The sequence below is a fragment of the Enterobacter cloacae complex sp. SHL022 genome, assembly GCF_049237785.1.
In the GTDB taxonomy this organism is placed as follows: domain Bacteria; phylum Pseudomonadota; class Gammaproteobacteria; order Enterobacterales; family Enterobacteriaceae; genus Enterobacter; species Enterobacter hormaechei_C.
The window spans coordinates 140,607-163,925 of sequence record NZ_JBMKJH010000002.1 but is presented as its reverse complement, the minus strand read 5'-3'; the positions used below and the strand labels follow the sequence as shown (position 1 = coordinate 163,925).

Genomic DNA, 23,319 nt, shown 5'->3' with positions numbered 1-23,319 from the left:
CATTCCATCCTTGTAGCTAATCCGGCACTCAAGGTGCTGTCGCGCTGTACAGCGTTAATCCACGCATACATCGCATTTAGCGTCCGTTACTCGTTATTACGTTCATCCCGCGGGTGAATATACTTTAAAAAGAGGCCCGACTATTAAATATTGCGATTGACTGTAAATCTGGTCCTTATCCGCGGCATTAATGTTCTGTCGGAACAGGTAAATGCGGAAGGAAAAAGTGATAACCCCCTGCTTTGACAAGGGTTGATCGCAGAGTATAATTACACTTCACCCCGGCAGTTAACTATTCTGTTTATCGTAAGCGAGCGGCATATGTTCTGGATAATTAACGATAAAATTAAATTTTGTCCAGAGAGGAATTTGCTGATTTCGTTGACCCGTCCTGACTTAAATGTAATTCTGACAACCCCTGCCAGCCGTTGTCTGAACCTTCTTTTAGAATCATTTCCAGAAGTCGTTACGCAGAAATACTTCTTTGATAAAGTCTGGGGCGAGGACGGCATGCTGGTTCCGGCAAATACGCTTTATCAGAATATCTCTATAATTCGACGCGGGCTCCGGACCACAGGAGAGACGGACGATACGCTGGTGGCGACGGTGCCGAGAAAAGGATTCCAGATAGAGAAAAATGTCAGGGTAACCCGCGTTGACACGGACTGTGTTGATGACGGAAAAAAAGCGACAGCGACGGGAGTGGAAACCTCTCCGGTTGAAACAAAGGATAAACCTGTCGAAAATATTCCCGTAATGCCGGGTGGGAGGAAAAAACAGCGTCAATTACGCCAGTATATTTTCTCGACAGCTTTAATGATAATCGCGTTTTGTGCCGGTTTCTTTGCGTTTCAATACCTTTTACATGATAACCCGGAAAAAGATTTTTTCAGGGATTATCCAATTACTCTTACACAGAACGGCTGTCATTTTTCCTCGCAAAACGATGATATTCGTGGCGTCGGCAACTTCAGGCGATTTATAAAAATCATTTTAGACACGGGGCTTGATTGTAAAAAATATCCGTGGGTCTATTTTTCCTCATCCAGCCATGCTCCGGCGCTTTCCGTTCTTGCTTGCAGAGAACCCTTTGAAATAAAAGCAAATGCCGGATGTATTTCGCTCTATTTTAGAGGACATCTCTGATGACCAAAAAGGCAACCGTTCTGTTGTTTCTGGTATTCTTCCTCGCTGGCGCACTGGCCGCATGGCTATACCGTCTACACCAGCAAAACAGTGAAAATACGGAGGCCTGTTCAGCGTCAATCGTCGTCTATCATGAGGATATTCGCGCTAACCTGACGATGGACTTCATGTACACGATGAAGAAGCAGACTGGCGTCATTGCGCTAAGCGGAGCCTATTATAAAAATGATAAACTTGCTGGCGTTATCCGCAGAGATGTCTCCTATGTATGGACAGAAAATAAAGACTCATTCCATTTTACATCGGTAAATATACATGACATTAATGGTCAGCAAACCGCACCAAATGAGATTATGAATGAAATTCTCCCTGACTTCTTTCTGTATCCGAAGAAAAACCTGAATTATTCCATTACGCAGCAGGGGCCCCGTGGGTTTATGTTTTCTGTCGGAAAACGCCCTATTTTTTACTGCTCTCGCTGAACGACATGGCCGGGATGTCCATCATCCGGCTCTTTAATGAGTTCGATAATTATTTTACCCGGCCCGACCTCCACCCGAACCTGCGAATGGGTTAAAAAGCCTGCTTTTTCGAGCCAGTCCCCTTTCAGATTCAGGGCTGCGTGTACGCTGTAACGCGTTGGGATCTTGGTTTTACGATCTTCATGACGCTTTCTGAAATAACCCACTTTTAAGTGACGATACGGTTTGGTGATAGCCATTCCTTGCATAGATCCTCCGGTAACTGTTGGCAACGTGTGTTCAGACTGCCTGTATAAAATAACAGTAAAAACGCGTCAGGAAAGAGCGAAGACTGGAAGGCGCCTTCAGAAAACAGAATGCAACGACTGAAATCCCTTTTTTAAAATGGTATTCTGAATGCGTGTTATTGAGGGGGGATGAAAATGGCGGGGAAACGCATTGCGCGCGAAAAAGAGACGATCGCGAAAATGATCGCCCTGTATGAAAAAAACTGTCCGCAGGCGGTAAAGGATGAGGGCCATTATCAGGCGCTGAATGCCTACGCGGATAAGCGCCTGGATAAATGCATCTTTGGTGAGGAAAAACCCGCCTGCAAACAGTGCCCGGTGCACTGCTATCAGCCCGCCAGACGTGAGGAGATGAAGCAGGTGATGCGCTGGGCGGGGCCACGAATGCTATGGCGTCATCCGATTCTGACTCTTCGCCACCTTATTGACGATCGCCGTCCGGTTCCGGAACTGCCTGAAAAGTATCGACCTAAAAAATAGGCGCTTCAGCGCCGCAGCGGGCGGCAAATCACGCTCAGCGCGACCGCGCTGCACAGTGGAAACACCGCCAGCAGCAGCCACGGGTAAATGGCCTCCGTCGAGGGCACCAGCGCCTTATCCAGCAGGCTGCCTAAACCTAAATTCCCCACCAGCACCGCGATGCCGCCGGCGGTTGAGAGTGCGCCATAGTGCGCTCCAAGCGTTGACTCCTCGGCAAAGCGCGGGATCAAATCTTTAGCCGACGGCACCAGCAGCATTTGTCCGAGCGTCAGCAGCGTGACAAGGCTTGCAGAGGGCAGCAGGCGCAGCCAGCCCTCCGGCGGCTCCGTCGCGGCAAAGAGCGCCACGCTTGCAAACGAGGCGGAAAGCAGCAAAAAGCCCACCGGTAAGATCCGGACCGCGCCGACGTTTCGGGCGAAACGGGCAAGGGGCAGCTGCAGAACAATAATCAGCACCGAGGCCAGCATAAACAGCGGCCCCAGATCTTTTTCGTTCCCGCCGGCGCGTTGGATCTCCACCGGCAGCGCCAGATAGAGCTGGTTATAGCTTAACAGCCATGAACTGTAGGCAATGATAAAGGCGACGAAACGCGGCTGACGGAACGTCGTCCACCAGGGCAGAATTTTCAGCGGCTTCGTGCTGTGATGTGCCGCAGGCAGGCAGAAAAAGAGCACCACCAGCGCAACGATAAATATCCCTGCGCCTGCGAGCGCAACCTGACGAAAGCCCAGCTCCGTCAGCAGGGCCCCCATCACCGGGCCAAGAACGGCGCCAAGTTCACCGCACACCGCAAACAGCGCAAACCACTCCGCGCGGCTGCGTTTACCCTTCGCCTCGCTTTGCGTTCCCGCTTTGGCCAGCAGGGCTTCTATCGACGGTGAGAACAGCGCGCCGCCGACGCCCGTCAGACAGGCCCCCAGAATGACGGGCCACAGGGATTGCCCAAAGGCCAGCAGTAAATAACCCACCACGCGGACGATGCAGCCGCTGAGGATCACGCTCTTCGCGCCAAACCGATCTGAAAGCGCGCCGCCGACAATAAACATCCCCTGCTGGGAGAAGGTGCGCAGCCCCAGCACCAGCCCAATCAGCCCGCCGGAGAGCAGCATATCGTCACGTAAGAAGATCGCCAGGAAGGGGACGACCGCGTAAAAGCCGATATTAAACACAAACTGGCTGCCCAGCAGAACGGGCGGCCAGAGGGTGTTGGCAGTGCGAAGAGGCATCGTTTTAACTCACCCCTACACGATAAAATGGATGTGTTTTTTGCCGTGGTACGGCGAGATCTCGATTCTGGTTTTCACCCTGAAGACGTCCCAGAGTAGTTCCTCGGATAAGATTTCCTGCGGCGTTCCGGTCGCCACAATCTGCCCTTGCTGCATCACAATCAACGAATCGCAGAACATGGATGCGTGGTTAAGATCGTGAATGGCGACGATGCTGGTCACCGGCAGCTCGCTGATGAGATGCATAAGCTGTATCTGATGATGAATGTCCAGGTGGTTGGTCGGTTCATCCAGCAGAATTTCGGTTGGCGCTTGCGCCAGCGCGCGGGCGATATGTACCCGCTGACGCTCGCCGCCGGATAAGCTCAGCCAGCCCTGTTCGCTGCGATCCAGCATATCCACGCGTTGCAGGGCGGCGGTGACGGTTTCGTCATCCTGCGCGCTCCAGTTTGAGAAGGGCGAATGGTGCGGAATTCGCCCCAGTTTGACGACGTCACGCACGCGCATATTGGCGTCGGTCATTCCGTGCTGTTCAACAAACGCCACGCGCCGCGCCAGCTGCTTTTTGGCAATGCGGGCAATGTCCTGTCCGTCCAGCGTCACGCACCCGGCATCCGGGCGGCGCAGACCTGCCAGTATGCGCAACAGCGAGGATTTACCGCAGCCGTTAGGGCCAAGCAGGCCCACCGTTTCGCCCCGGGAAACCGTCAGCGAAACATTATTCACAATGATCTTTTTACCTACCTTCCAGGTGATTTTCTCGGCGCAGATGCTCATTACTTATTCCTTGAGCGGTAGATAATCACGGCGAAGAACGGTACGCCAACCAGCGCGGTAACGACGCCAACCGGCAGGCTTTGCGGAGCAATCAGCATCCGCGAGGCGATGTCGGCCAGCACCATCAGGATCGCCCCCGCCAGCGCGCTGGCTATCAGCAGCGTGCGGTGCAGCGGCCCGAACAGGAAACGCATAACGTGCGGCACGACCAGCCCGACAAAACCAATAGAGCCCGCCATGCTGACGATGGTCGCGGTGATCAGGGCGGTGGTGGTAAACAAGGCCAGGCGCACCCAGGGCACGGCAATGCCCAACGAGGCGGCGGCATCATCACCGAACGTAAAGGCGTCCAGCGCACGGGAATAATAAAGACAGACGGCCAGCCCCGCCAGTACCACTACCAGCGCCAGCTGGAATTCCGGCCAGCGTACGCCGCTAAAGCTGCCCAGCAGCCAGAACATCACGTCGCGCGCCTGTTGCGCGCTGGCAGAGGTGCTGATGGTATAGGCGGTAATGGCGTTAAACAGCTGAGAGGCCGCTACGCCCGCCAGGATCGTGCGTTCATTGCCGCCGCGCGCGCCGTTGGTCAGGAAGGCGACGAAGGCAAAGGCGGCGAAGGCTCCGGCAAACGCGCCCGCAGAAAGCGATACTGCGCCGGTGCCGAGACCCAATACGACGACTGACACCGCCCCGGTTGACGCTCCCGCCGACACGCCGAGCACGTAAGGTTCCGCCAGCGCATTCTTCAAAAGGCTCTGCAATACGGCCCCGCAGATGGCCAACCCGGCTCCGCAACAGGCCGCCACCAGCGCGCGGCTGAGGCGAAAGTCCCAGATGACGCTCTCGTAGATGCGGTTGAGCGGAACGTCAGTCAGCCCCAGCTTATTGCTGATGGCGTAGAACACGTTATTGAGCGGGATAGACAACTCACCGATGCTGACGCCAAGGGCGATCACCAGAAACAACAGCACGAAGGCGAGCAGGCATGACGTGGTCAGGAGCACCCCCTGCCGCATCTGAAGTACGGCGGTGGTCATCAGTTCAGTCCCAGTTTTCTGAGCTGTTCGCCGACCTGCTCAGCACCGTAAAGCGTGCGAATCGTCGGGTTCATGGCCTGGCCGTCCATCACCACAATATGACCCTTCTTCACCGCCTCCATCTGGCTGACGGCTGGATCGCTTTTCAGGAATTTGATTTTTTCTTCGGCGTTGTCCAGCGCCCAGCGGTTACGATCCAGGCTGGAGACCACAATCACGTCCGGATTAGCGGCAATAATACTTTCCCAGCCCACGGTCGGCCATTCGGTCTCAGAGGTAATGGCGTTATGGCCGCCCAGCACGTTAGCAATAAAGCCAGAGGCGCTGTTTTTGCCGCCGACATAGGCATCAGCCGAAGGTGAGGAGCTTGAGAACCAGAAAACAAAGGAGAGGTCTTTGTTGTTTTTGCCAAACTCCTGGCGCAGGTCGGCTTCACGTTTTTTGAAGTCGGCGATAACGGCCTGACCACGCGCTTCCACGTTGAAAATCTTGGCGAAATCCTCAATCTCTTGATAAAGGTAGGTCATGTCCCACAGCGTCTGGCGGCTGCCGTACATGTCCCCTGCGGCTTTTTTGGTGGCGCACATGCCCGGAGATAAATAGCTGTTTACCCCAACGGTGGCCAGGTCTTCGCGTTTTGCGACCTTACTTTCCGGTCCGAGCAGCAGCGGCAGCTGTGCAGGAACAAAATCAGGGTTTTGCGCAAGAATGGATTCAAGTGTCGGAATTTCGACGGTCAGGGTTTTGATTTTTGCATTCTGCTCAGCCAGCTGCGGCAATACTTTGGTCGGCCAGAACGCGCTGGCTTTCACCTTATCTTCCAGACCCAGCAGAAGCAGGATCTCGACGGTATTCTGCCCCAGGGCCACAACGCGTTCCGGCGCTTTGGTGAAGGTTTCTTTATACCCGCAGTTTTCTATCGTGAGCGGGTACGTGGTAGCCAGAGCTGTACTCATTGATGCAACCGCCAGGCCTAACGCGCAGAGAACCTTTTTCATTAAACGCTACCTTCATTAAAATTATTTTGATGCAAATGAAACGCATTATTAAGGCGGAATTTTATACAGAGGAAAATATATTGTGTCAATGTGAGACAATTACGCAGAGTGATGAAAGGCGGCGCCATATACGGCGCCGGAATGACGGGTTAATTCAGGCTCTCTTTATCGATTCCCAGACGCTTCATGCGCGAGAGCAGGGTGGTACGCTTCAGCCCCAGCCGTTGCGCCGCGCCTTTCGGCCCGGCTACCACGCCGTTGGTCTCCTTCAGCACTCGCATAATGAGCTGATATTCATCCTCTCCATCCTTCGCAACCTCGGTTGCGGCCACGGTCGTTTCCGCAAGAGAAACCTCCGGCAGGGACAGCTGAAGCACGTTCCCGCGCGTCAGCAGCACCGCGCGCTCGATGACGTTTTCCAGCTCGCGCACGTTCCCCGGCCACTCCATCGCCGAGAGTGTGCGTAGCGTTTCGGCAGGAATACTGTCGATATTTCGCCCCATCCGGCGGGCAATCTTCGCGGTAAAGGCTTTCACCAGCAGCGGAATATCTTCCGGGCGCTCGCGCAGCGGCGGCAGGCAGATCGGGAACACGTTCAGGCGATAGTAGAGATCGCTTCTGAACTCACGGTCTGCGACCATTTTTTTCAGATCGCGGTTGGTGGCGGCAATCAGACGCACGTCGGTCTGGATCAGCTTGTTGCTGCCGAGGCGCTCAAACTCCTGCTCCTGCAGCACGCGCAGCAGCTTGGGCTGGAGCTCCAGCGGCATATCGCCCACTTCGTCGAGGAACAAAGAGCTTTTATCCGCCAGCTCAAAACGGCCCAGCCGCTGGCTGCTGGCGCCGGTAAAGGCACCGCGCTCGTGGCCGAACAGGTCGCTTTCCAGTAAGCCAGCAGGCATCGCCGCGCAGTTCATCTTCACCATCCGGCGGCTGTTGCGGTTGCTCAGGTTGTGGATCGCCCGGGCAATCAGCTCTTTCCCGGTACCGGTTTCACCGAGGATCAGCACCGTGCTGTCGCTTTGCGCCACCATCTCCACCTGCTTGAGCACGCTGTACATGGCATCGCTGCGCCCGATGATTTCGCCAAACTCGCTGTCCACGTTGTTGAGCTGCTCGGTCAGCGCCAGGTTTTCGTCCACCAGCCGCTCCTTCAGGCGGTGGATCTCCTGATAGGCGAGGGCGTTATCCAGCGCGATGGAGATGCGCTCGGCGATCTGGCGCAGCAGCTTCAGGTTGGCGGTGGTAAATACGGCTTCATCGCACTGCGCCAGTTTGAGCACGCCGAGCATGGTGTTGCCGGACATCAGCGGCAGCAGGCACAGGGTCTGGATCTTGTTGCCCCAGGTGTTGAAGAGCATCCGCTCGTAGGGGGCTACCGGATCCTGTTCATTGAGATTGAGCAGCAGGATCTCTTTGCTTTTAAATACCCGCTCGGACAGCGTTCCCGCTTCGTCCACTTCGCTCTGCTCGTGCGCCGGGTTAGCTTCATCAAGGTAGTGGGTGGAGTAGATGTTCAGCTTGCCTTTCCGGTTGCCGCGTAGCGCAATGCTGATGGCATCGATTTTAAAATAGTGATGGATCTCTTTTGATACTTCGCTGACCAGCTCATCCATGTCCAGGCGGGAGAGCACGGCGTTGGTGATGGCAACCAGAATGCGGAAGTTATCGCGCTCGCGGCTCAGCAGGTCGTAGTCCACGTTATTGGTGACGCGGCTTTGGATCTGCTCCGCGACAACGGCCACAATCTGGGTAAAGGTGTGCAGGCGTTCGTACTCCGCCTCGCTCCAGGGCTGGTCGGTATCGCGGATAAACTCGCAGCCGCCAAAAATTTGCCCTTCCACCGCCAGCGGCAGCATGCTGTAGTGGCCGAAAGGGTGGTAAAGGTTGCTCTCTGCCAGCTTCGGCCAGGCCTGGCGAAACTGGTCAAAATTGCAGTGCAGCGCTTCCGGGCGGGAGAGAATACGCCGCACCGGGCCGTGGGCAAGAAACGTTTCATCTTCATATTCGAAGATTTTGCCGTTATCACGCGTTGAGAAATAGCTCGCGCGGTGGGTTGCGCTATGCCAGAGCACAATGGCGGCGCTGTCCGCCAGCGCAGATTGCCTGACCAGCCGCGTCAGGGCATCGCTCAGTGCGCCGAGGTCGGGCTGTTGTAAAAGTGTGCGCGTGATGTCAAACAGGCCCTGCTGTCCAAGATCGCTCATCGGTGTATACGGCATTGTTGCTTTCCAATAGAAACTGGCAAAAAGAGAAATTCAGCGCTGACCGCTTTTGGCGCGGTCTAGCAAATTCGGGGTAACGGTTCAGCGTGCGGCAGATCCAGCGTACGCTTCACGCCGTAAAGCCCGGTCAGGCGCACCCCTTTGCGCTCAACCACGTCGCCGATGATGGCCGCGTCTTTCCCTAATGGATGCGCGCGCAGCTGTGCAAGTACGGCTTCCGCCGCCGTGCGTTCCACGCCGATCACCAGCTTGCCTTCGTTGGCAAAGTTAAGCGGGTCTAGCCCTAATAGCTCGCATAGCCCGCGCACGGCGCCTTTGACAGGCAGGCCGCGCTCGGTCAGCTCAATTCCGCAGCCGCTGCTTGCGGCAAATTCGTGCACCACGGCATTCACGCCGCCTCGCGTGGCGTCGCGCAAGGCTTTTACGCCCGGCATGTCGCGCAGCGTCTGGATCAGCGGCGTGAGTACCGCGCAGTCACTGCGCAGTTCCCCGTCCAGCCCCAGGCCTTCGCGCAGGTTCAGGATGGTTGCCCCGTGGCAGCCCAGCGTGCCGCTGACAATCAGCACGTCGCCTGCGCAAAGCTGTTGAGCGCCCCAGTGAATATCGGCGGGGATCGCCCCCATCCCGGCGGTGTTGATAAAAAGCTTATCCGCCGCGCCGCGCTGCACCACCTTGGTATCCCCGGTGACGATGGCGATCCCCGCCTCGCGGGCGGTGTGCGCCATGCTGTTGACCACCGCCGTGAGCGTTTCCATCGGTAACCCTTCTTCGAGGATAAACCCGCAGGAGAGGTAGCGGGGGATCGCGCCGCTGACGGCGACGTCGTTTGCCGTGCCGCAGACGGCGAGCTTGCCGATATCGCCGCCCGGGAAGAACAGCGGGTCAATCACGTAGCTGTCGGTAGAGAACGCCAGCCTGTCACCGTGTGCGGTGAGGGTTGAGAGCGCAATGCGCGCCTGATCTTCCTGCTCGGCGAGCCAGGGGTTGTCAAAGGCGTCCATAAACAGCCGGTTAATCAGCTGCTGCATCGCCTGTCCACCGCTTCCGTGCGCCATTTCCACCGTGTTCATGCTTCACACTCCTGGTTGCGATAGTGATACCACGCGGCGCATGCCCCTTCTGAAGAGACCATCAGCGCGCCAAACGCGGTTTGCGGGTTACAGGCGTTGCCAAATAACGGGCAGTGATGAGGTTTGCATTTTCCGGTGAGTACGTCGCCACAGCGGGCGCGGGGATCGTCGCACACCTGCTGCGGCTGCGGTCGGAAATGCGCTTCGGCGTCGAAGGCGCGATACGCGGGCGTCAGGTGTACGCCGGATTCGGCAATCAGCCCCAGTCCGCGCCACTCGCTGTCGCCTTCGACGCTAAACACGTCGGCTATGGCCTGCTGTGCCCGTCTGTTACCTGCATCGGGCACCACGCGGCGATACTGATTTTCCACCGCGCTCAGGGCCGCTATTTTCTGCTCAACCAGCATGGTCACGCCTTGCAGTAGATCAAGTGGCTCGAAACCAGCCACCACTAACGGACGATTGTACTGTTCAGCGATAAAACCGTAGGCTTCTGTGCCGATCACCATGCTGACGTGGCCCGGCGCCAGAAACGCGTCGATACCGTTATCCGGCGCTTCCAGCAGGCTGCGCAGCGTGGGAATAAGCGTGATGTGCTGGCAGAAAAAGTAAAAGTTAGTGACGTTGCGGGCTTTCGCCTGCTGGAGGGTAATGGCGGTGGCGGGCATGGTGGTTTCAAAACCAAGCCCGAAAAAGACGACCTTACGCTCAGGATTAGCCATCGCCAGCGTCAGGGCATCCATCGGTGAGTAGACGATCCGCACGTCCGCGCCGCGCGCCTTCGCCTGGAGCAGCGAGCCATTTTTTCCCGGTACACGCATGGCGTCGCCAAAGGTACAAAAAATCACACCGGGGCGGCTGGCGATGTCGAGACAGCTGTCGATGCGCCCCATCGGCAGCACGCACACCGGGCAGCCGGGGCCGTGGATAAATTCGATGTTTTCCGGCAGCAGCTGGTCGAGGCCAAATTTAAAGATGGCGTGGGTGTGTCCGCCGCACACCTCCATGATCCGCAGCGGTTTTTCTTTCGTGTAGTCCAGCAGCGACGCGCGGGAATTCAGGCGATCGATAAGCTGCAACACCTGCTCAGGCGCGCGATATTCATCAACGTAACGCATGTATTATCGTTCCTCCCCATACAGCAGGGCGCCCACGTCCGGCTCGACGTCAAACATATTCTGTAGCGCGTCCAGCGTGTCGCGGGCTTCTTCCTCATTAATCACGCTCATGGCAAAACCCACGTGGACCAGCACCCACTGGCCGAGACGCGATGCGCCGGTCTCATCGTGGCTGCCTACCAGCGTCAGGTCGACATCGCGCAGGATGCCGCATACCTCCACTTTGGCCTGATTGCCGTCGATGGAATGAATTTGCCCGGGGACGCCTATGCACATCGTTCGTTCTCCAGCCAGTTCAGCCAGGCGTCCATCCCGTCGCCGCGCGTGGCGGAAACCAGCAGGATCTCAATGTCCGGGTTCACTTCGCGGGCGTAAGCCAGGCACTTATCCACGTCGAAATTCAGGTACGGCAGCAGGTCGACTTTGTTCAGCAGCATGAGGGAGGCGGCGGCAAACATATGCGGATATTTCAGCGGCTTGTCTTCCCCTTCGGTCACGGAGAGTACCGCCACTTTATGCCGCTCGCCGAGGTCGAAGCTTGCCGGGCAGACCAGGTTGCCAACGTTTTCAATGAACAGGATGCCGTTGTTCGCCAGCGGCAGGCGCGGGGCGGCGTCGGCAATCATCTGCGCGTCCAGATGGCACCCTTTCCCGGTGTTGACCTGAATCGCAGGCGTACCGGTTTCGCGGATGCGCGCGGCGTCGTTTACCGTTTGCTGGTCACCTTCGATAACGGCGCAGGAGACACGTTTATTCAGCCGTTTGAGGGTTTCGGTCAGCAGCGTGGTTTTACCGGAGCCGGGGCTGGAGACCAGGTTCAGCACCAGCTGTTCGCGCGCGGCAAAGCGGGCGCGATTGCGGACGGCGAGCTGGTTGTTTTTATCCAGCACGTTAATCTCCACCTCCAGCATCTGGCGCTGGCTGATGCCCGGCGCGTGGGTGCCCGCTTCGCCGCGGCCGTAATGCAGGTCACCCGCGTCGGAACGCTGCGGCGCGAAGGTGATGCCGGTCAGTGCCGCCGCGGGACGCGGGGCAGGGGAAAAGGGCGCGGAGCGAAACGCGGAGTGGGGGCGGTGTTCATCCCCTTCGATATACAGGTTGCCTTCAGCGCAACCGCAGGTACTACACATACTTTACTCCTTCTCGATTTCGAGGCGTTGGATCTGCATACCGTCATCCGCCACGATGCGCAGCCCGCTGCTCTGGCACTGCGGACAGCGCTGTACCTTCGATGACAACAGCGTGACGTACTCCTGACACTGTTCGCACCAGCACTCCGCCTGCTGCTCCTCGATATGCAGTGCGCAACCTTCCGCCAGCGTGCCGCGGCACACCAGCTCAAAACAGAAGGTGAGGGCGCTGGTCTCGACGCAGGAAAACGCCCCGACCTTCAGCCAGACGCCGGTCACGCGCTTCGCATGGTTCTGCACAGCCTGCTGTTCGATAAGTTCCAGTGCCCGCTGGCAGAGGGTGATTTCGTGCATGACGCCTCCTTAATGAATTGCCCCTTCAATGCAATAACAGTGCCAGCTTGATTTGCGTTACGGCGTGACGATGTCAACGCTGTCGAAATGACACGTCGACACCGCGGCGGTGACAGTACGTCTCTTGTTAAAAGCTATTTAAATCAACAGATTAAAAACTGGCACGAAAACTGCTTAACAGCCGCTAACTCCATTAACCGGATACCTTTTATGACTATTTGGGAAATTAGCGAAAAAGCGGATTACATCGCGCAACGTCATCAGCAGCTTCAGGATCAGTGGCACCTCTACTGCAACTCTCTGATTCAGGGGATCACCCTGTCAAAAGCCCGTCTGCACCATGCCATGAGCTGCGCGGCGCAGGGGGACATGCGCTTTGTGTTGTTTGATCACTTCACGATTTTTGTCACCCTGGCGGAGAGCTTCAACAGCCACACCATTGAGTATTACGTTGAGACAAAAGAGGGTGAAAAACAGTGTATTGCGAAAGCTCAACTGATGGCCGACGGCATGGTGGACGGTCACGTCAGCAACCGCGATCGCCAGCAGGTGCTGGAGCACTATCTGGAGAAAATAGCGCCGGTTTATAACGGCCTCTACGCCGCCGTTGAGCACGATCAGTCGATCAACCTGAAACAGCTGATCGACGGAAAATCCTCCGCGAACGTGGCCTGAAAAGCGAGTGTCGAGAAGTGTCGATAAGACAGTTTTTTTTCGTCAAAAATGACCATCACCAGAGGATGACCCGGTGAACCGTTTTGTAATTGCTGACTCGACGGTCTGTATTGGCTGTCGGACCTGTGAGGCGGCGTGTTCGGAAACGCACCGCCTGCACGGGCTACAGTCCATGCCGCGCCTGCGCGTCATGCGTAATGAGAAAGAGTCTGCCCCGCAGCTCTGTCACCACTGTGAAGACGCCCCGTGCGCGGGCGTTTGTCCTGTCAATGCCATCACCCGCGTTGACGGCGCGGTACAGCTGAACGAAAGCCTGTGCGTGAGCTGCAAACTGTGCGGCATCGCCTGTCCGTTCGGCGCCATTGAGTTTTCCGGCAGCCGTCCGCTGCATATTCCGGCGAATGCCAATACCCCGAAAGCGCCGCCTGCGCCGCCGGCTCCGGCACGCGTGAGCACGCTGCTGGACTGGGTGCCGGGCATTCGCGCCGTTGCGGTGAAGTGCGACCTGTGCAGCTTCGATGAGCAGGGTCCGGCCTGCGTGCGGACCTGCCCGACCCGGGCGCTGGTCCTGGTCAACATCCGCGACATCGCTCGCACCAGCAAACGCAAGCGTGAGCTGACCATCAATACCGACGTCGGCGATCTTTCGCTGCTGCGGGCGCTTAACGAGGGGGCGAAATGAACGCGATAGTTATGATGACCAGCGGCGTGGCCTGGTTTGCCGCCGCCGCTGTCCTGGCGCTGCTCCTCGCCTTCCATAAAACGCTGAGCGGCGTGATCGCCGGTATCGGCGGGGCGGTCGGCAGCCTGATGACGCTGGCGGCGGGCGGGGTTGTCCTGATCGACGGGCAATCCGTCGACACCCTCATCCCGCTGATTCACCACGCCGTTGAGCTTACGCCGCTGAACGCCATCTGGCTGATAACCTTTGGCCTGTGCGGGCTGTTTATCAGCCTGTTTAATATCGACTGGCACCGCCATCAGCACACCAAAGCCAACGGCCTGCTGGTTAACCTGTTGATGGCCGCCGCGGTCTGTACCGTTGTCGCCAGCAACCTCGGCGCGCTGGTGGTGATGGCTGAAATCATGGCCCTGTGCGGCGTGTTCCTGACCGGATGCAGCGCCTCCGGCAAGCTGTGGTTTGCGCTCGGACGTCTCGGCACGCTGCTGCTGGCGCTGGCCTGCTGGCTGGTGTGGCAGCGTTTCGGCACACTGGATTTCGCCGCGCTTAACGGCCAGCCGCTGGGCAACGACGTCTGGCTGTTGGGCGTAGTCGGTTTTGGCCTGCTGGCCGGGATAATCCCGCTGCACGGCTGGGTGCCGCAGGCGCATGCCAATGCCTCAGCCCCGGCCGCTGCGCTGTTCTCCACCGTGGTGATGAAGGTCGGTCTGTTCGGCATCCTGACGATAACCCTGACGGGCAATCAGCCGCCGCTGTGGTGGGGCGTGGCGTTGCTGATTGCGGGGATGATCACCGCGTTCGTCGGTGGCCTCTACGCGCTGATGGAGCACAACATCCAGCGTCTGCTGGCGTACCACACCCTGGAGAACATCGGGATTATCCTGCTCGGCATGGGCGCAGGCGTCACCGGGCTGGCGCTCAACCAGCCGGCGCTGATTGCCGCCGGGTTTATTGGCGGTCTGTATCACCTTATCAACCACAGCCTGTTTAAAAGCACCCTGTTCCTCGGCGCGGGCAGCGTCTGGTTCCGCACCGGGCACCGCGATATTGAGAAGCTCGGCGGGATTGGCAAAAAAATGCCCGTCATTTCGCTGGCGATGCTGGTCGGGCTGATGGCGATGGCTGCGCTGCCGCCGCTGAACGGCTTTGCCGGCGAGTGGGTGATTTATCAGTCCTTCTTCGCCCTCGGCCAGAGCGAGGCGTTTATCGGGCGTTTACTCGGCCCGCTGCTGGCGGTGGGCCTGGCGATCACCGGGGCGCTGGCGGTGATGTGTATGGCTAAAGTTTACGGTGTCACCTTCCTGGGCGCGCCGCGCACCCGAGAAGCGGAAAACGCCTGCTGCGCCCCGGTACTGATGACCACCAGCGTGGTCGCGCTGGCGCTGTGCTGCATCGCGGGCGGGGTTGCCGCGCCGTGGCTGCTGCCGCAGCTGGGCCAGGCTATTCCGCTGCCGCTGGTCACGGCGCATACCGTCGTTTCCCAGCCGATGATGGCGCTGCTGCTGATTGCCGCGCCGCTCCTGCCGTTCGTGCTGATGCTGTTCTTCAGACGCGACCGTCTCGCCTCCCGCTCGCGCGGCGCGGCGTGGGCCTGCGGCTACGAACACGAGCAGTCGATGGTCATCACCGCCCACGGTTTCGCCATGCCGGTGAAAGAGAACTTTGCCGCCGTGCTGAAGCTGCGCCACTGGCTGAACCCGGTGGGCTGGGTGCCGGGCTGGCAGGGGGCCGCCGTGCCCGTACTGTTCCGCCGCCTGGCGCTGATCGAGCTGGCGGTGCTGGTGGTGATTGTCATTTCACGAGGAGCCTGACATGAGTCTGTTACTGGCAATTCTTCAGGCGCTGGTGCTGTTCGCCGCCGCGCCGCTGCTGTCGGGCATCACGCGCGTGGCGCGCGCCCGGCTGCACAACCGTCGCGGACCTGGCGTGCTCCAGGAGTACCGCGATCTCTTCAAACTGCTCTCCCGTCAGAGCGTCGCGCCGGATGCCGCGGGCTGGGTGTTCCGCCTGACGCCGTTTGTGATGGTGGGCGTGATGCTGACCATCGCCACCGCGCTGCCGGTGGTGACGGTGGCGTCGCCGCTGCCGGTGCTGGGCGATCTGATTACGCTGATCTACCTCTTCGCCATCGCGCGTTTCTTCTTTGCGATTGCGGGCCTGGACACCGGCAGCCCGTTTACGGGTATCGGTGCCAGCCGCGAGGCGATGCTCGGCGTGCTGGTTGAGCCAATTCTGCTGCTGGGGCTGTGGGTCGCCGCGCAGGTTGCAGGCTCGACCCACATCAGTTTCATCACCGACACCGTTTACCACTGGCCGGTTTCACGTTCGCTACCGCTGGTGCTGGCGCTCTGCGCCTGCGCGTTCGCCACGTTTATCGAGATGGGCAAGCTGCCGTTCGATCTCGCGGAAGCGGAGCAGGAATTACAGGAGGGGCCGCTCACCGAGTACAGCGGCTACGGCTTTGCGGTGCTGAAGTGGGGCATCAGCCTCAAGCAGCTGGTGGTGTTGCAGATGTTCGTCGGCGTTTTCTTCCCGTGGGGGCAGATGACGCACTTCTCTGCGGGCGGCCTGCTGCTGGCCGTGGTGGTGGCTGTGCTCAAGCTGCTTATCGGCGTGCTGGTCATTGCCCTGTTTGAAAACAGCATGGCGCGCCTGCGTTTTGTCGAAACGTCACGCATTACCTGGGCTGGTTTTGGTTTTGCATTTTTAGCGTTCGTCTCCTTGCTGGTGGCGTGATTAAAGAGAGTGTTTATGTCTGAAGAAAAGAAAGGTCAGCAGTATCTCGCCGCGTTGCATCAGGCTTTCCCGGGCGTGGTGCTGGAGGAGTCCTGGCAAACCAAAGACCAGATCACCGTCACCATTAAGGTGAACTATCTGCCGGAAGTGGTGGAGTTTCTCTACTACCAGCAGGGCGGCTGGCTGTCGGTGTTGTTCGGTAACGACGAGCGCCAGCTGTGCGGCAGTTACGCGGTGTACTACGTGATGTCGATGGAGCAGGGCGAGAAGTGCTGGATCACCGTGCGCGTCGAGGTCGACCCGAATAAACCGGAATACCCGTCCGTCACGCCGCGCGTGCCTGCCGCCGTCTGGGGCGAGCGCGAAGTGCGCGACATGTACGGCCTGGTGCCGGTTGGCCTGCCTGACGAGCGTCGCCTGGTGCTGCCGGACGACTGGCCGGATGAACTCTATCCGCTGCGCAAGGACAGCATGGACTACCGCCAGCGCCCGGCCCCAACCACCGACAGCGAAACCTACGAGTTCATCAACGAGCTGGGCAGCAAGAAGAATAACGTGGTGCCGATTGGCCCGCTGCACGTTACCTCTGACGAACCGGGCCACTTCCGCCTGTTCGTCGACGGCGAGAACATTATCGACGCCGACTACCGCCTGTTCTACGTCCACCGCGGCATGGAGAAGCTGGCGGAGACCCGCATGGGCTACAACGAAGTCACGTTTCTTTCTGACCGCGTGTGCGGCATCTGCGGCTTTGCCCACAGCACCGCCTACACCACCTCGGTGGAAAACGGCATGGGGATCGTGGTGCCGGAACGCGCGCAGATGATCCGCGCCATTCTGCTGGAGGTGGAGCGCCTGCACTCGCACCTGCTGAACCTCGGCCTGGCCTGCCATTTCGTCGGATTTGACTCCGGGTTTATGCAGTTCTTCCGCGTGCGCGAGGCGTCGATGAAGATGGCGGAGATCCTTACCGGGGCGCGTAAAACCTACGGCCTGAACCTGATCGGCGGGATCCGCCGCGACCTGCTGAAAGACGACATGATCCAGACCCGCCAGCTGGCGCAGCAGATGCGCCGGGACGTGCAGGAGCTGGTGGATATGCTGCTCAGCACGCCCAACATTGAGCAGCGCACCGTCGGGATTGGTCGTCTTGACCCGGAAATCGCCCGCGACTTCAGTAACGTTGGTCCGATGGTGCGCGCCAGCGGCCACGCCCGCGATACCCGCGCCGATCACCCGTTCGTCGGCTACGGCCTGCTGCCGATGACCGTGCACAGCGAGCAGGGCTGCGACGTCATCTCCCGTCTGAAGGTGCGCATCAACGAGGTATTCACCGCGCTGAACATGATCGACTACGGCCTCGATAACCTGCCGGGCGGCCCGCTGATGGTGGAAGGCTTCACCTACATTCCAAACCGCTTTGCCCTCGGCTTTGCCGAAGCGCCGCGCGGGGACGACATCCACTGGAGCATGACCGGCGACAACCAGAAGCTCTACCGCTGGCGCTGCCGTGCGGCGACCTACGCCAACTGGCCAACCCTGCGCTACATGCTTCGCGGCAACACGGTCTCCGACGCGCCGCTGATCATCGGCAGCCTCGACCCGTGTTACTCCTGCACCGACCGCATGACCGTCGTGGACGTGCGCAAGAAGAAAAGCCAGGTGGTGCCGTACAAAGAGCTTGAGCGCTACAGCATCGAACGTAAGAACTCGCCGCTGAAATAAGGATTCGCCATGTTTACCTTTATCAAAAAAGTGATCAAAACCGGCGCGCAGACCAGCGGTTATCCGCTGGAGCCGATCCCGGTTGATAAAAACTTTCGCGGCAAGCCGGAGCACAACCCGCAGCAGTGCATCGGCTGCGCGGCCTGCGTCAACGCCTGCCCGTCGAATGCCTTAACGGTGGAAACGGACCTGAAAACCGGCGAGCTGGCCTGGCAGTTTAACCTCGGGCGCTGCATCTTCTGCGGCCGCTGCGAGGAGGTCTGCCCGACGGTCGCCATTCGCCTGTCTCAGGAGTACGAGCTGGCGGTGTGGAAAAAAGAGGACTTCCTCCAGCAATCGCGCTTTGCGCTGTGCAACTGCCGCGTCTGCAAGCGTCCGTTCGCCGTGCAAAAAGAGATCGACTACGCCATCGCGCTGCTGAAGCACAACGGCGACGTCCGCGCGGAGCATCACCGTGAAAGCTTCGAAACCTGCCCGGAGTGCAAGCGTCAGAAATGCCTGCTGCCGTCTGACCGCATCGATTTAACCCGCCATATGAGAGAGGCCAGCTGATGGAAAACTTACTCGGCCCGCGCGACGCTAACGGCATTCCGGTGCCGCTGACGGTGGAGGAGTCCATCGCCAGCATGAAGGCGTCGCTGCTGAAAAAAATCAAACGCTCGGCCTACGTCTATCGCGTGGACTGCGGTGGCTGCAACGGCTGCGAGATTGAGATCTTCGCTACGCTGTCGCCGCTGTTTGACGCCGAGCGCTTCGGCATCAAGGTGGTGCCGTCCCCGCGCCACGCGGATATCCTGCTGTTCACCGGCGCGGTCACCCGCGCGATGCGCTCGCCTGCGCTACGCGCCTGGCAGTCTGTGCCGGATCCGAAAATCTGCATCTCCTACGGTGCCTGCGGCAACAGCGGCGGCATCTTCCACGATCTTTACTGCGTCTGGGGCGGTACCGACAAAATCGTGCCGGTGGACGTCTACATTCCGGGCTGCCCGCCGACGCCCGCCGCCACGCTGTACGGTTTTGCCATGGCGCTCGGCCTGCTGGAGCAGAAGATCCACGCCCGCGAGCCAGGCGAGCTGGACAACCAGCCAGCCACTATCCTGCACCCGGATATGGTGCAACCGCTGCGGGTGAAGATCGACCGCACGGCACGCAGGCTGGCGGGCTACCGCTACGGACGCCAGATTGCCGACGATTATCTGCGTCTGCTCAGCCAGGGCGACCATCAGGTAGCGCGCTGGCTGGAGGCCGAGAACGATCCGCGTCTCAATGAGATCGTGGCGAACCTGAACAACATTGTGGATGAGGCGTGTATCCGATGAGTGAAACGGTGGTGTTCAGCCAGCTGAGCCGTAAGTTTATTGATGAGAACGATGCCACGCCGGATGCGGCGCAGCAGGTGGTCTATTACAGCCTGGCGATTGGGCACCACCTCGGGGTGATCGACTGCCTGGAGGCTGCGTTAACCTGCCCGTGGCCGGAATACCTGGCGTGGATCGCCACGCTGGAGGAGGGCAGTACGGCGCGGCGCAAGATGGAGGGCGTGCCGAAGTATGGCGAGATCGTCATCGACGCCAACCACATTGCGATGCTCGCTAACGCCTTTGACGCGGCGCTGAGCGTACAAACCCCGGCGCAGCAGGCGTGGAGCAAAACGCTGCTCGGCATGCTGCACGATATTCATCAGGAGAGCGCCATCTACCTGATGGTGAGGAGATTACGTGACTGACGTTTTACTGTGTGTCGGCAACAGCATGATGGGCGACGACGGCGCGGGTCCGCTGCTGGCGGAACTGTGCGCCGCAAACCCGCCGGGCAACTGGGTGGTGATTGACGGCGGCAGCGCGCCGGAAAACGACGTGGTCGCCATCCGTGAACTGCATCCGGACAGGCTGTTAATCGTCGATGCCACCGATATGGGGCTTAATCCCGGCGAGATCCGCCTGATTGACCCGGACGACATCGCCGAGATGTTTATGATGACCACCCACAATATGCCGCTGAACTACCTGGTGGATCAGATCAAAGACGACGTGGGCGAGGTGCTGTTTTTGGGCATTCAGCCGGATATTGTCGGGTTTTATTACCCGATGACGCCGCCGGTGAAAGAGGCGGTGGAGGGGGTGTATTCACGGCTTGCAGGGTGGGTTGGGGATGGAGGTTTTTCTCCGCTCTGAGCAGTGCCGGGTGGCGGCTTCGCCTTACCCGGCCTACCAAACCCATCTCCCTCTCCCTGTGGGAGAGGGCTGGGGTGAGGGCAACAGGCTACTCGAGATCCCCCCCGTTACTCGCAATCACCTTCTTATACCATCCGAACGATTTCTTGCGTTTCCGTTCCAGCGTGCCGTTCCCGGCGTCGTCGCGGTCGACGTAGACAAATCCATAGCGCTTGCTCATCTCCCCGGTTGAGGCCGAGACCAGGTCAATGCAGCCCCAGGTGGTGTAGCCCAGCAGCGGAACGCCGTCCTCAATCGCGTCGCCCATCGCGCGGATGTGCTCGCGCAGGTAGCTGATGCGGTAGTCGTCGTTAATCTCACCGTTTTCATCAACGACATCTTTCGCCCCCAGACCGTTTTCCACCAGGAACAGCGGCTTCTGGTAGCGGTCGTACATCATGTTCATAGTGATGCGCAGGCCGAGCGGGTCGATACCCCAGCCCCACTCGCTCACCTGAATGTGCGGGTTGCGCAGGGACTTCACGATGTTCGCCGCGCTGGTGTTGCCCGCGTTCATGTCCGCCGACGCGCAGCGCGAGGCGTAGTAGCTGAACGAGACAAAGTCGACGGTATTTTTCAGCAGTTCGTCATCGCCCGGGTCTTTCACAATCACGACGCCTTTTTCGCGGAATACGCGGGCAGAGTAGGCCGGATAGCTGCCGCGCGCCTGCACGTCGATAAAAAACAGGTTCTCGCGGTCTTTCTCCAGCGCCATCCACACGTCTTCCGGCTTGCAGGAGTAGGGATAGAAGTTACCGCCCGCCAGCATGCAGCCGACCTGGTTTTCCGGGTTTACCTCGTGGGCAATTTTGGTCGCCAGCGCGCTCGCCACCAGCTCGTGGTGCGCGGCCTGGTATTTCACCTGGTCTTCGTTTTCACCTTCCTCAAACACCAGCCCCGCGCCGGAAAACGGGCTGTGCAGCATGATGTTGATTTCGTTGAAGGTCAGCCAGTATTTCACCAGCTCGTTAAACTCTTCGAAGCAGGTACGGGCGTAGCGGGCGAAGAAATCGACCATCTTACGGTTGCGCCAGGAGCCGTACTCCGTCACCAGGTGCATCGGCACGTCGAAGTGGCAGAGGGTCACCAGCGGCTCGATGTTGTACTTTTTGCACTCCTCGAACACCGCGCGGTAGAAGGCAATGCCTTCCTGATTCGGCAGCGGTTCGTCGCCGTTCGGGTAGAGGCGGCTCCAGGCAATCGAGGTGCGGAACACCGTAAAGCCCATCTCCGCCATCAGGGCGATGTCTTCTTTGTAGCGATGGTAAAAATCAATCGCCTCGTGGCTCGGGTAGAATTCGTCGTCCCGCAACGAAAACCGTTTTTCCTTGCCGACTTTTACCGCCAGGCGGTTTGCGCCGTGGGGGATCATATCGACCGTTGTCAGTCCTTTGCCGCCTTCACGGTAAGCCCCTTCACTCTGGTTGGCGGCAAGCGCGCCGCCCCATAAAAATCCTTGTGGAAAAACAGACATTCTTACCTCGCTTTCAGTTTATGCTTCTGCTGCTTTGTTCTGTACCGGTGCGGTTTGCAGGGCGCGTGCTTTTTCGGCTTCGTCTTCTACCGGGATATCCTCAAACCCTAACAGCAGGGTCAGCACAAACGACAGCACCACTGCCAGACCCATCACGCCAAACACCCAGACGATGGTCATCGGGTTGGCCGGGTCGAAGAACTGCACGCTGGTAAACAGCCCCGGCGCCGCCATCGAATGGCTGGCAAGACCGGCCATTCCTGCCACCGCGCCGCAGATAAAGCCGCTGATCAGACTCGCAATCAGCGGACGCTTCAGGCGTACCGCCACGCCGTACAGGGCCGGTTCAGAGATCCCCGCCATGATGGCGGAGGCCGCCGCGGCCAGCGCCGTCTGGCGCAGCTCCGGGTTTTTGGTTTTCCACGCTACCGCCAGCGATGAACCGCCGAGCGACAGGTTGGCGCCGATTTCCGACGGCATCACCATCCCTTCTTTGCCCGTTTCGGCAATGGTCTGGATGATGGTCGGCGTAAACACGCGGTGCATCCCGGTCATCACCAGCAGCGGCCACAGCGCGCCCATAATGGCAACGGAGAGCCAGCCCAGATAGCCGTGAATGGTGTAGACCAGCGCGGAGATGGCGCTGCCGATCCAGATCCCGAGCGGGCCAATCAGTACGATGGCGAGCGGGGCGGCAATCAGCACGATCAGCATCGGCTTGAGGAAGTTTTTCGTCACCGCCGGGGTAATGCGATCCACCCAGCGTTCGATGTACGACAGGCACCAGGTCATCACCAGCGCCGGGATAACGGTATAGGTGTATTTCACCGCCGTCACCGGAATGAACGCGAACTCAACGTGCTCGCCCTGCGCGGCCTTGGCCATCAGCTCGATAAAGCTCGGGTGAACCAGCACGCCCGCGATGGCGATTGCCAGGGACATGTTGGTTTTGAACTTCACCGCTGCGGAAGCCGCCACCATCAGCGGCAGGAAGAAGAACGCGCCGTCGCCGATAACGGTCAGGATCGTCAGTGTCGGGTCGCCTTTGCCCAGCACGCCGGTCATCTCAAGGATCATCGCCAGCAGCTTGACCATCGACCCGCCGATGATCGCCGGGATCAGCGGAGACATAGTGCCGATCAGCGCGTCGAGGATCCCGGCGCCAATCCGGCGCAGCGTGAGCTTCTGTGGACCTTCCGCTACGGCAGGTTGCAGGTTAGCGGGCAGCAGGCTCACCACTTCACGGTATGCCTGGGACACGGTGTTGCCGATGATCACCTGGCACTGGTTGTCGTTGCGCACCACGCCGAGCACGCCGCTGATGCTTTTCAGGCGCGCGGTGTCGGTAAGGCTTTCGTCTTTCAGAACGAAGCGCAGGCGCGTCATGCAGTGGGTGACGGCGACGATGTTCTCTTTACCGCCCAGCGCGCTAACAACGTCGTTTGCCAGCGCAGCGTAATTTTTTGCCATCGGATGTGATCCTG

The 23,319-nt window shown here is 59.1% G+C and carries 25 protein-coding genes; 12 read left to right on the top strand and 13 right to left on the bottom strand.

Annotated elements, in window-relative coordinates:
• Positions 1 to 321 precede the first annotated feature (321 nt).
• Complete coding sequence (locus ACOTZD_RS04990) at positions 322 to 1,146, top strand: winged helix-turn-helix domain-containing protein (protein WP_023323670.1); 825 nt, start codon at positions 322 to 324, stop codon at positions 1,144 to 1,146.
• A complete protein-coding gene (locus ACOTZD_RS04985) occupies positions 1,146 to 1,628 on the top strand; it encodes a hypothetical protein (RefSeq protein ID WP_023314733.1) in 483 nt (160 codons plus the stop codon). Before ACOTZD_RS04990 ends, ACOTZD_RS04985 begins: the two co-directional genes overlap by 1 nt.
• Here the strand turns inward: ACOTZD_RS04985 and ACOTZD_RS04980 are convergent.
• Positions 1,613 to 1,876: a SymE family type I addiction module toxin gene (locus tag ACOTZD_RS04980; RefSeq protein ID WP_023314732.1), complete on the bottom strand. Its 264-nt coding sequence runs from the start codon at positions 1,874 to 1,876 to the stop codon at positions 1,613 to 1,615. The genes ACOTZD_RS04985 and ACOTZD_RS04980 overlap by 16 nt on opposite strands.
• 174 nt (positions 1,877 to 2,050) lie before the next feature.
• On the opposite strand from ACOTZD_RS04980, the gene ACOTZD_RS04975 reads away from it, so the two are divergent.
• Complete coding sequence (locus ACOTZD_RS04975) at positions 2,051 to 2,395, top strand: nitrous oxide-stimulated promoter family protein (protein ID WP_032610039.1); 345 nt, start codon at positions 2,051 to 2,053, stop codon at positions 2,393 to 2,395.
• A 5-nt stretch (positions 2,396 to 2,400) separates the two neighbouring features.
• On the opposite strand, the gene ACOTZD_RS04970 is transcribed toward ACOTZD_RS04975, so the two are convergent.
• The 10 genes from ACOTZD_RS04970 to hypA all read right to left on the bottom strand — a co-directional run bounded on the left by ACOTZD_RS04970 (position 2,401) and on the right by hypA (position 12,330).
• Positions 2,401 to 3,621, bottom strand: a complete 1,221-nt coding sequence (locus ACOTZD_RS04970) for an MDR family MFS transporter (protein ID WP_059294520.1) — start codon at positions 3,619 to 3,621, stop codon at positions 2,401 to 2,403.
• 15 nt (positions 3,622 to 3,636) lie between these two features.
• Complete coding sequence (locus tag ACOTZD_RS04965; RefSeq protein ID WP_048209525.1) at positions 3,637 to 4,398, bottom strand: ABC transporter ATP-binding protein; 762 nt, start codon at positions 4,396 to 4,398, stop codon at positions 3,637 to 3,639.
• Complete coding sequence (locus ACOTZD_RS04960) at positions 4,398 to 5,435, bottom strand: FecCD family ABC transporter permease (RefSeq protein ID WP_022651750.1); 1,038 nt, start codon at positions 5,433 to 5,435, stop codon at positions 4,398 to 4,400. The genes ACOTZD_RS04965 and ACOTZD_RS04960 overlap by 1 nt, the downstream gene beginning before the upstream one ends.
• A complete protein-coding gene (locus ACOTZD_RS04955) occupies positions 5,435 to 6,433 on the bottom strand; it encodes an ABC transporter substrate-binding protein (protein ID WP_022651749.1) in 999 nt (332 codons plus the stop codon). Before ACOTZD_RS04955 ends, ACOTZD_RS04960 begins: the two co-directional genes overlap by 1 nt.
• 149 nt (positions 6,434 to 6,582) lie before the next feature.
• On the bottom strand, positions 6,583 to 8,655 hold the full coding sequence (gene flhA / locus ACOTZD_RS04950; protein WP_022651748.1) for a formate hydrogenlyase transcriptional activator FlhA: 2,073 nt from the start codon (positions 8,653 to 8,655) through the stop codon (positions 6,583 to 6,585).
• A 62-nt stretch (positions 8,656 to 8,717) separates the two neighbouring features.
• A complete protein-coding gene (gene hypE / locus ACOTZD_RS04945; protein WP_045331299.1) occupies positions 8,718 to 9,728 on the bottom strand; it encodes a hydrogenase expression/formation protein HypE in 1,011 nt (336 codons plus the stop codon).
• Positions 9,725 to 10,846: a hydrogenase formation protein HypD gene (hypD, locus tag ACOTZD_RS04940; protein ID WP_045346943.1), complete on the bottom strand. Its 1,122-nt coding sequence runs from the start codon at positions 10,844 to 10,846 to the stop codon at positions 9,725 to 9,727. Before hypD ends, hypE begins: the two co-directional genes overlap by 4 nt.
• Before the next feature lie 3 nt (positions 10,847 to 10,849).
• A complete protein-coding gene (locus ACOTZD_RS04935; RefSeq protein WP_003862132.1) occupies positions 10,850 to 11,122 on the bottom strand; it encodes a HypC/HybG/HupF family hydrogenase formation chaperone in 273 nt (90 codons plus the stop codon).
• Positions 11,113 to 11,976 (bottom strand): hydrogenase nickel incorporation protein HypB, encoded by an 864-nt coding sequence (gene hypB / locus ACOTZD_RS04930; RefSeq protein WP_023323665.1) that lies wholly within the window; start codon positions 11,974 to 11,976, stop codon positions 11,113 to 11,115. Before hypB ends, ACOTZD_RS04935 begins: the two co-directional genes overlap by 10 nt.
• Before the next feature lie 3 nt (positions 11,977 to 11,979).
• Positions 11,980 to 12,330 (bottom strand): hydrogenase maturation nickel metallochaperone HypA, encoded by a 351-nt coding sequence (gene hypA, locus ACOTZD_RS04925; protein ID WP_022651745.1) that lies wholly within the window; start codon positions 12,328 to 12,330, stop codon positions 11,980 to 11,982.
• A 210-nt stretch (positions 12,331 to 12,540) separates the two neighbouring features.
• Here hypA and hycA point away from each other — a divergent pair, with 210 nt between their 5' ends.
• The 9 genes from hycA to hycI all read left to right on the top strand — a co-directional run bounded on the left by hycA (position 12,541) and on the right by hycI (position 20,322).
• Positions 12,541 to 13,005, top strand: coding sequence for a formate hydrogenlyase regulator HycA (hycA, locus tag ACOTZD_RS04920; RefSeq protein ID WP_174401916.1), 465 nt, complete (start codon positions 12,541 to 12,543; stop codon positions 13,003 to 13,005).
• Positions 13,006 to 13,078: 73 nt separating this feature from the next.
• Complete coding sequence (locus ACOTZD_RS04915) at positions 13,079 to 13,687, top strand: 4Fe-4S dicluster domain-containing protein (protein ID WP_017692772.1); 609 nt, start codon at positions 13,079 to 13,081, stop codon at positions 13,685 to 13,687.
• On the top strand, positions 13,684 to 15,498 hold the full coding sequence (gene hycC, locus ACOTZD_RS04910; protein WP_112018041.1) for a formate hydrogenlyase subunit 3: 1,815 nt from the start codon (positions 13,684 to 13,686) through the stop codon (positions 15,496 to 15,498). The genes ACOTZD_RS04915 and hycC overlap by 4 nt, the downstream gene beginning before the upstream one ends.
• 1 nt (position 15,499) lies before the next feature.
• Positions 15,500 to 16,423 carry a respiratory chain complex I subunit 1 family protein gene (locus ACOTZD_RS04905; protein ID WP_022651742.1) on the top strand — a complete coding sequence of 308 codons (924 nt, stop codon included), beginning with the start codon at positions 15,500 to 15,502 and terminating at the stop codon, positions 16,421 to 16,423.
• Positions 16,424 to 16,438: 15 nt separating this feature from the next.
• Positions 16,439 to 18,148, top strand: a complete 1,710-nt coding sequence (gene hycE / locus ACOTZD_RS04900) for a formate hydrogenlyase subunit HycE (RefSeq protein WP_022651741.1) — start codon at positions 16,439 to 16,441, stop codon at positions 18,146 to 18,148.
• Between the two features lie 9 nt (positions 18,149 to 18,157).
• Positions 18,158 to 18,700 (top strand): formate hydrogenlyase complex iron-sulfur subunit, encoded by a 543-nt coding sequence (locus ACOTZD_RS04895; protein WP_129259213.1) that lies wholly within the window; start codon positions 18,158 to 18,160, stop codon positions 18,698 to 18,700.
• On the top strand, positions 18,700 to 19,467 hold the full coding sequence (locus tag ACOTZD_RS04890) for an NADH-quinone oxidoreductase subunit B family protein (protein ID WP_174401915.1): 768 nt from the start codon (positions 18,700 to 18,702) through the stop codon (positions 19,465 to 19,467). The genes ACOTZD_RS04895 and ACOTZD_RS04890 overlap by 1 nt, the downstream gene beginning before the upstream one ends.
• On the top strand, positions 19,464 to 19,874 hold the full coding sequence (locus ACOTZD_RS04885) for a formate hydrogenlyase maturation HycH family protein (RefSeq protein WP_003862143.1): 411 nt from the start codon (positions 19,464 to 19,466) through the stop codon (positions 19,872 to 19,874). Before ACOTZD_RS04890 ends, ACOTZD_RS04885 begins: the two co-directional genes overlap by 4 nt.
• Complete coding sequence (gene hycI, locus ACOTZD_RS04880; RefSeq protein ID WP_003862145.1) at positions 19,867 to 20,322, top strand: hydrogenase maturation peptidase HycI; 456 nt, start codon at positions 19,867 to 19,869, stop codon at positions 20,320 to 20,322. The genes ACOTZD_RS04885 and hycI overlap by 8 nt, the downstream gene beginning before the upstream one ends.
• 88 nt (positions 20,323 to 20,410) lie before the next feature.
• Here hycI and ACOTZD_RS04875 read toward each other — a convergent pair whose 3' ends face one another.
• On the bottom strand, positions 20,411 to 21,835 hold the full coding sequence (locus ACOTZD_RS04875; protein ID WP_045897694.1) for a 6-phospho-beta-glucosidase: 1,425 nt from the start codon (positions 21,833 to 21,835) through the stop codon (positions 20,411 to 20,413).
• A gap of 18 nt (positions 21,836 to 21,853) precedes the next feature.
• The gene (gene ascF, locus ACOTZD_RS04870; protein ID WP_023314719.1) at positions 21,854 to 23,305 is read right to left on the bottom strand and encodes a PTS cellobiose/arbutin/salicin transporter subunit IIBC; all 1,452 of its coding nucleotides are present in this window, start codon (positions 23,303 to 23,305) and stop codon (positions 21,854 to 21,856) included.
• Positions 23,306 to 23,319 lie beyond the last annotated feature (14 nt).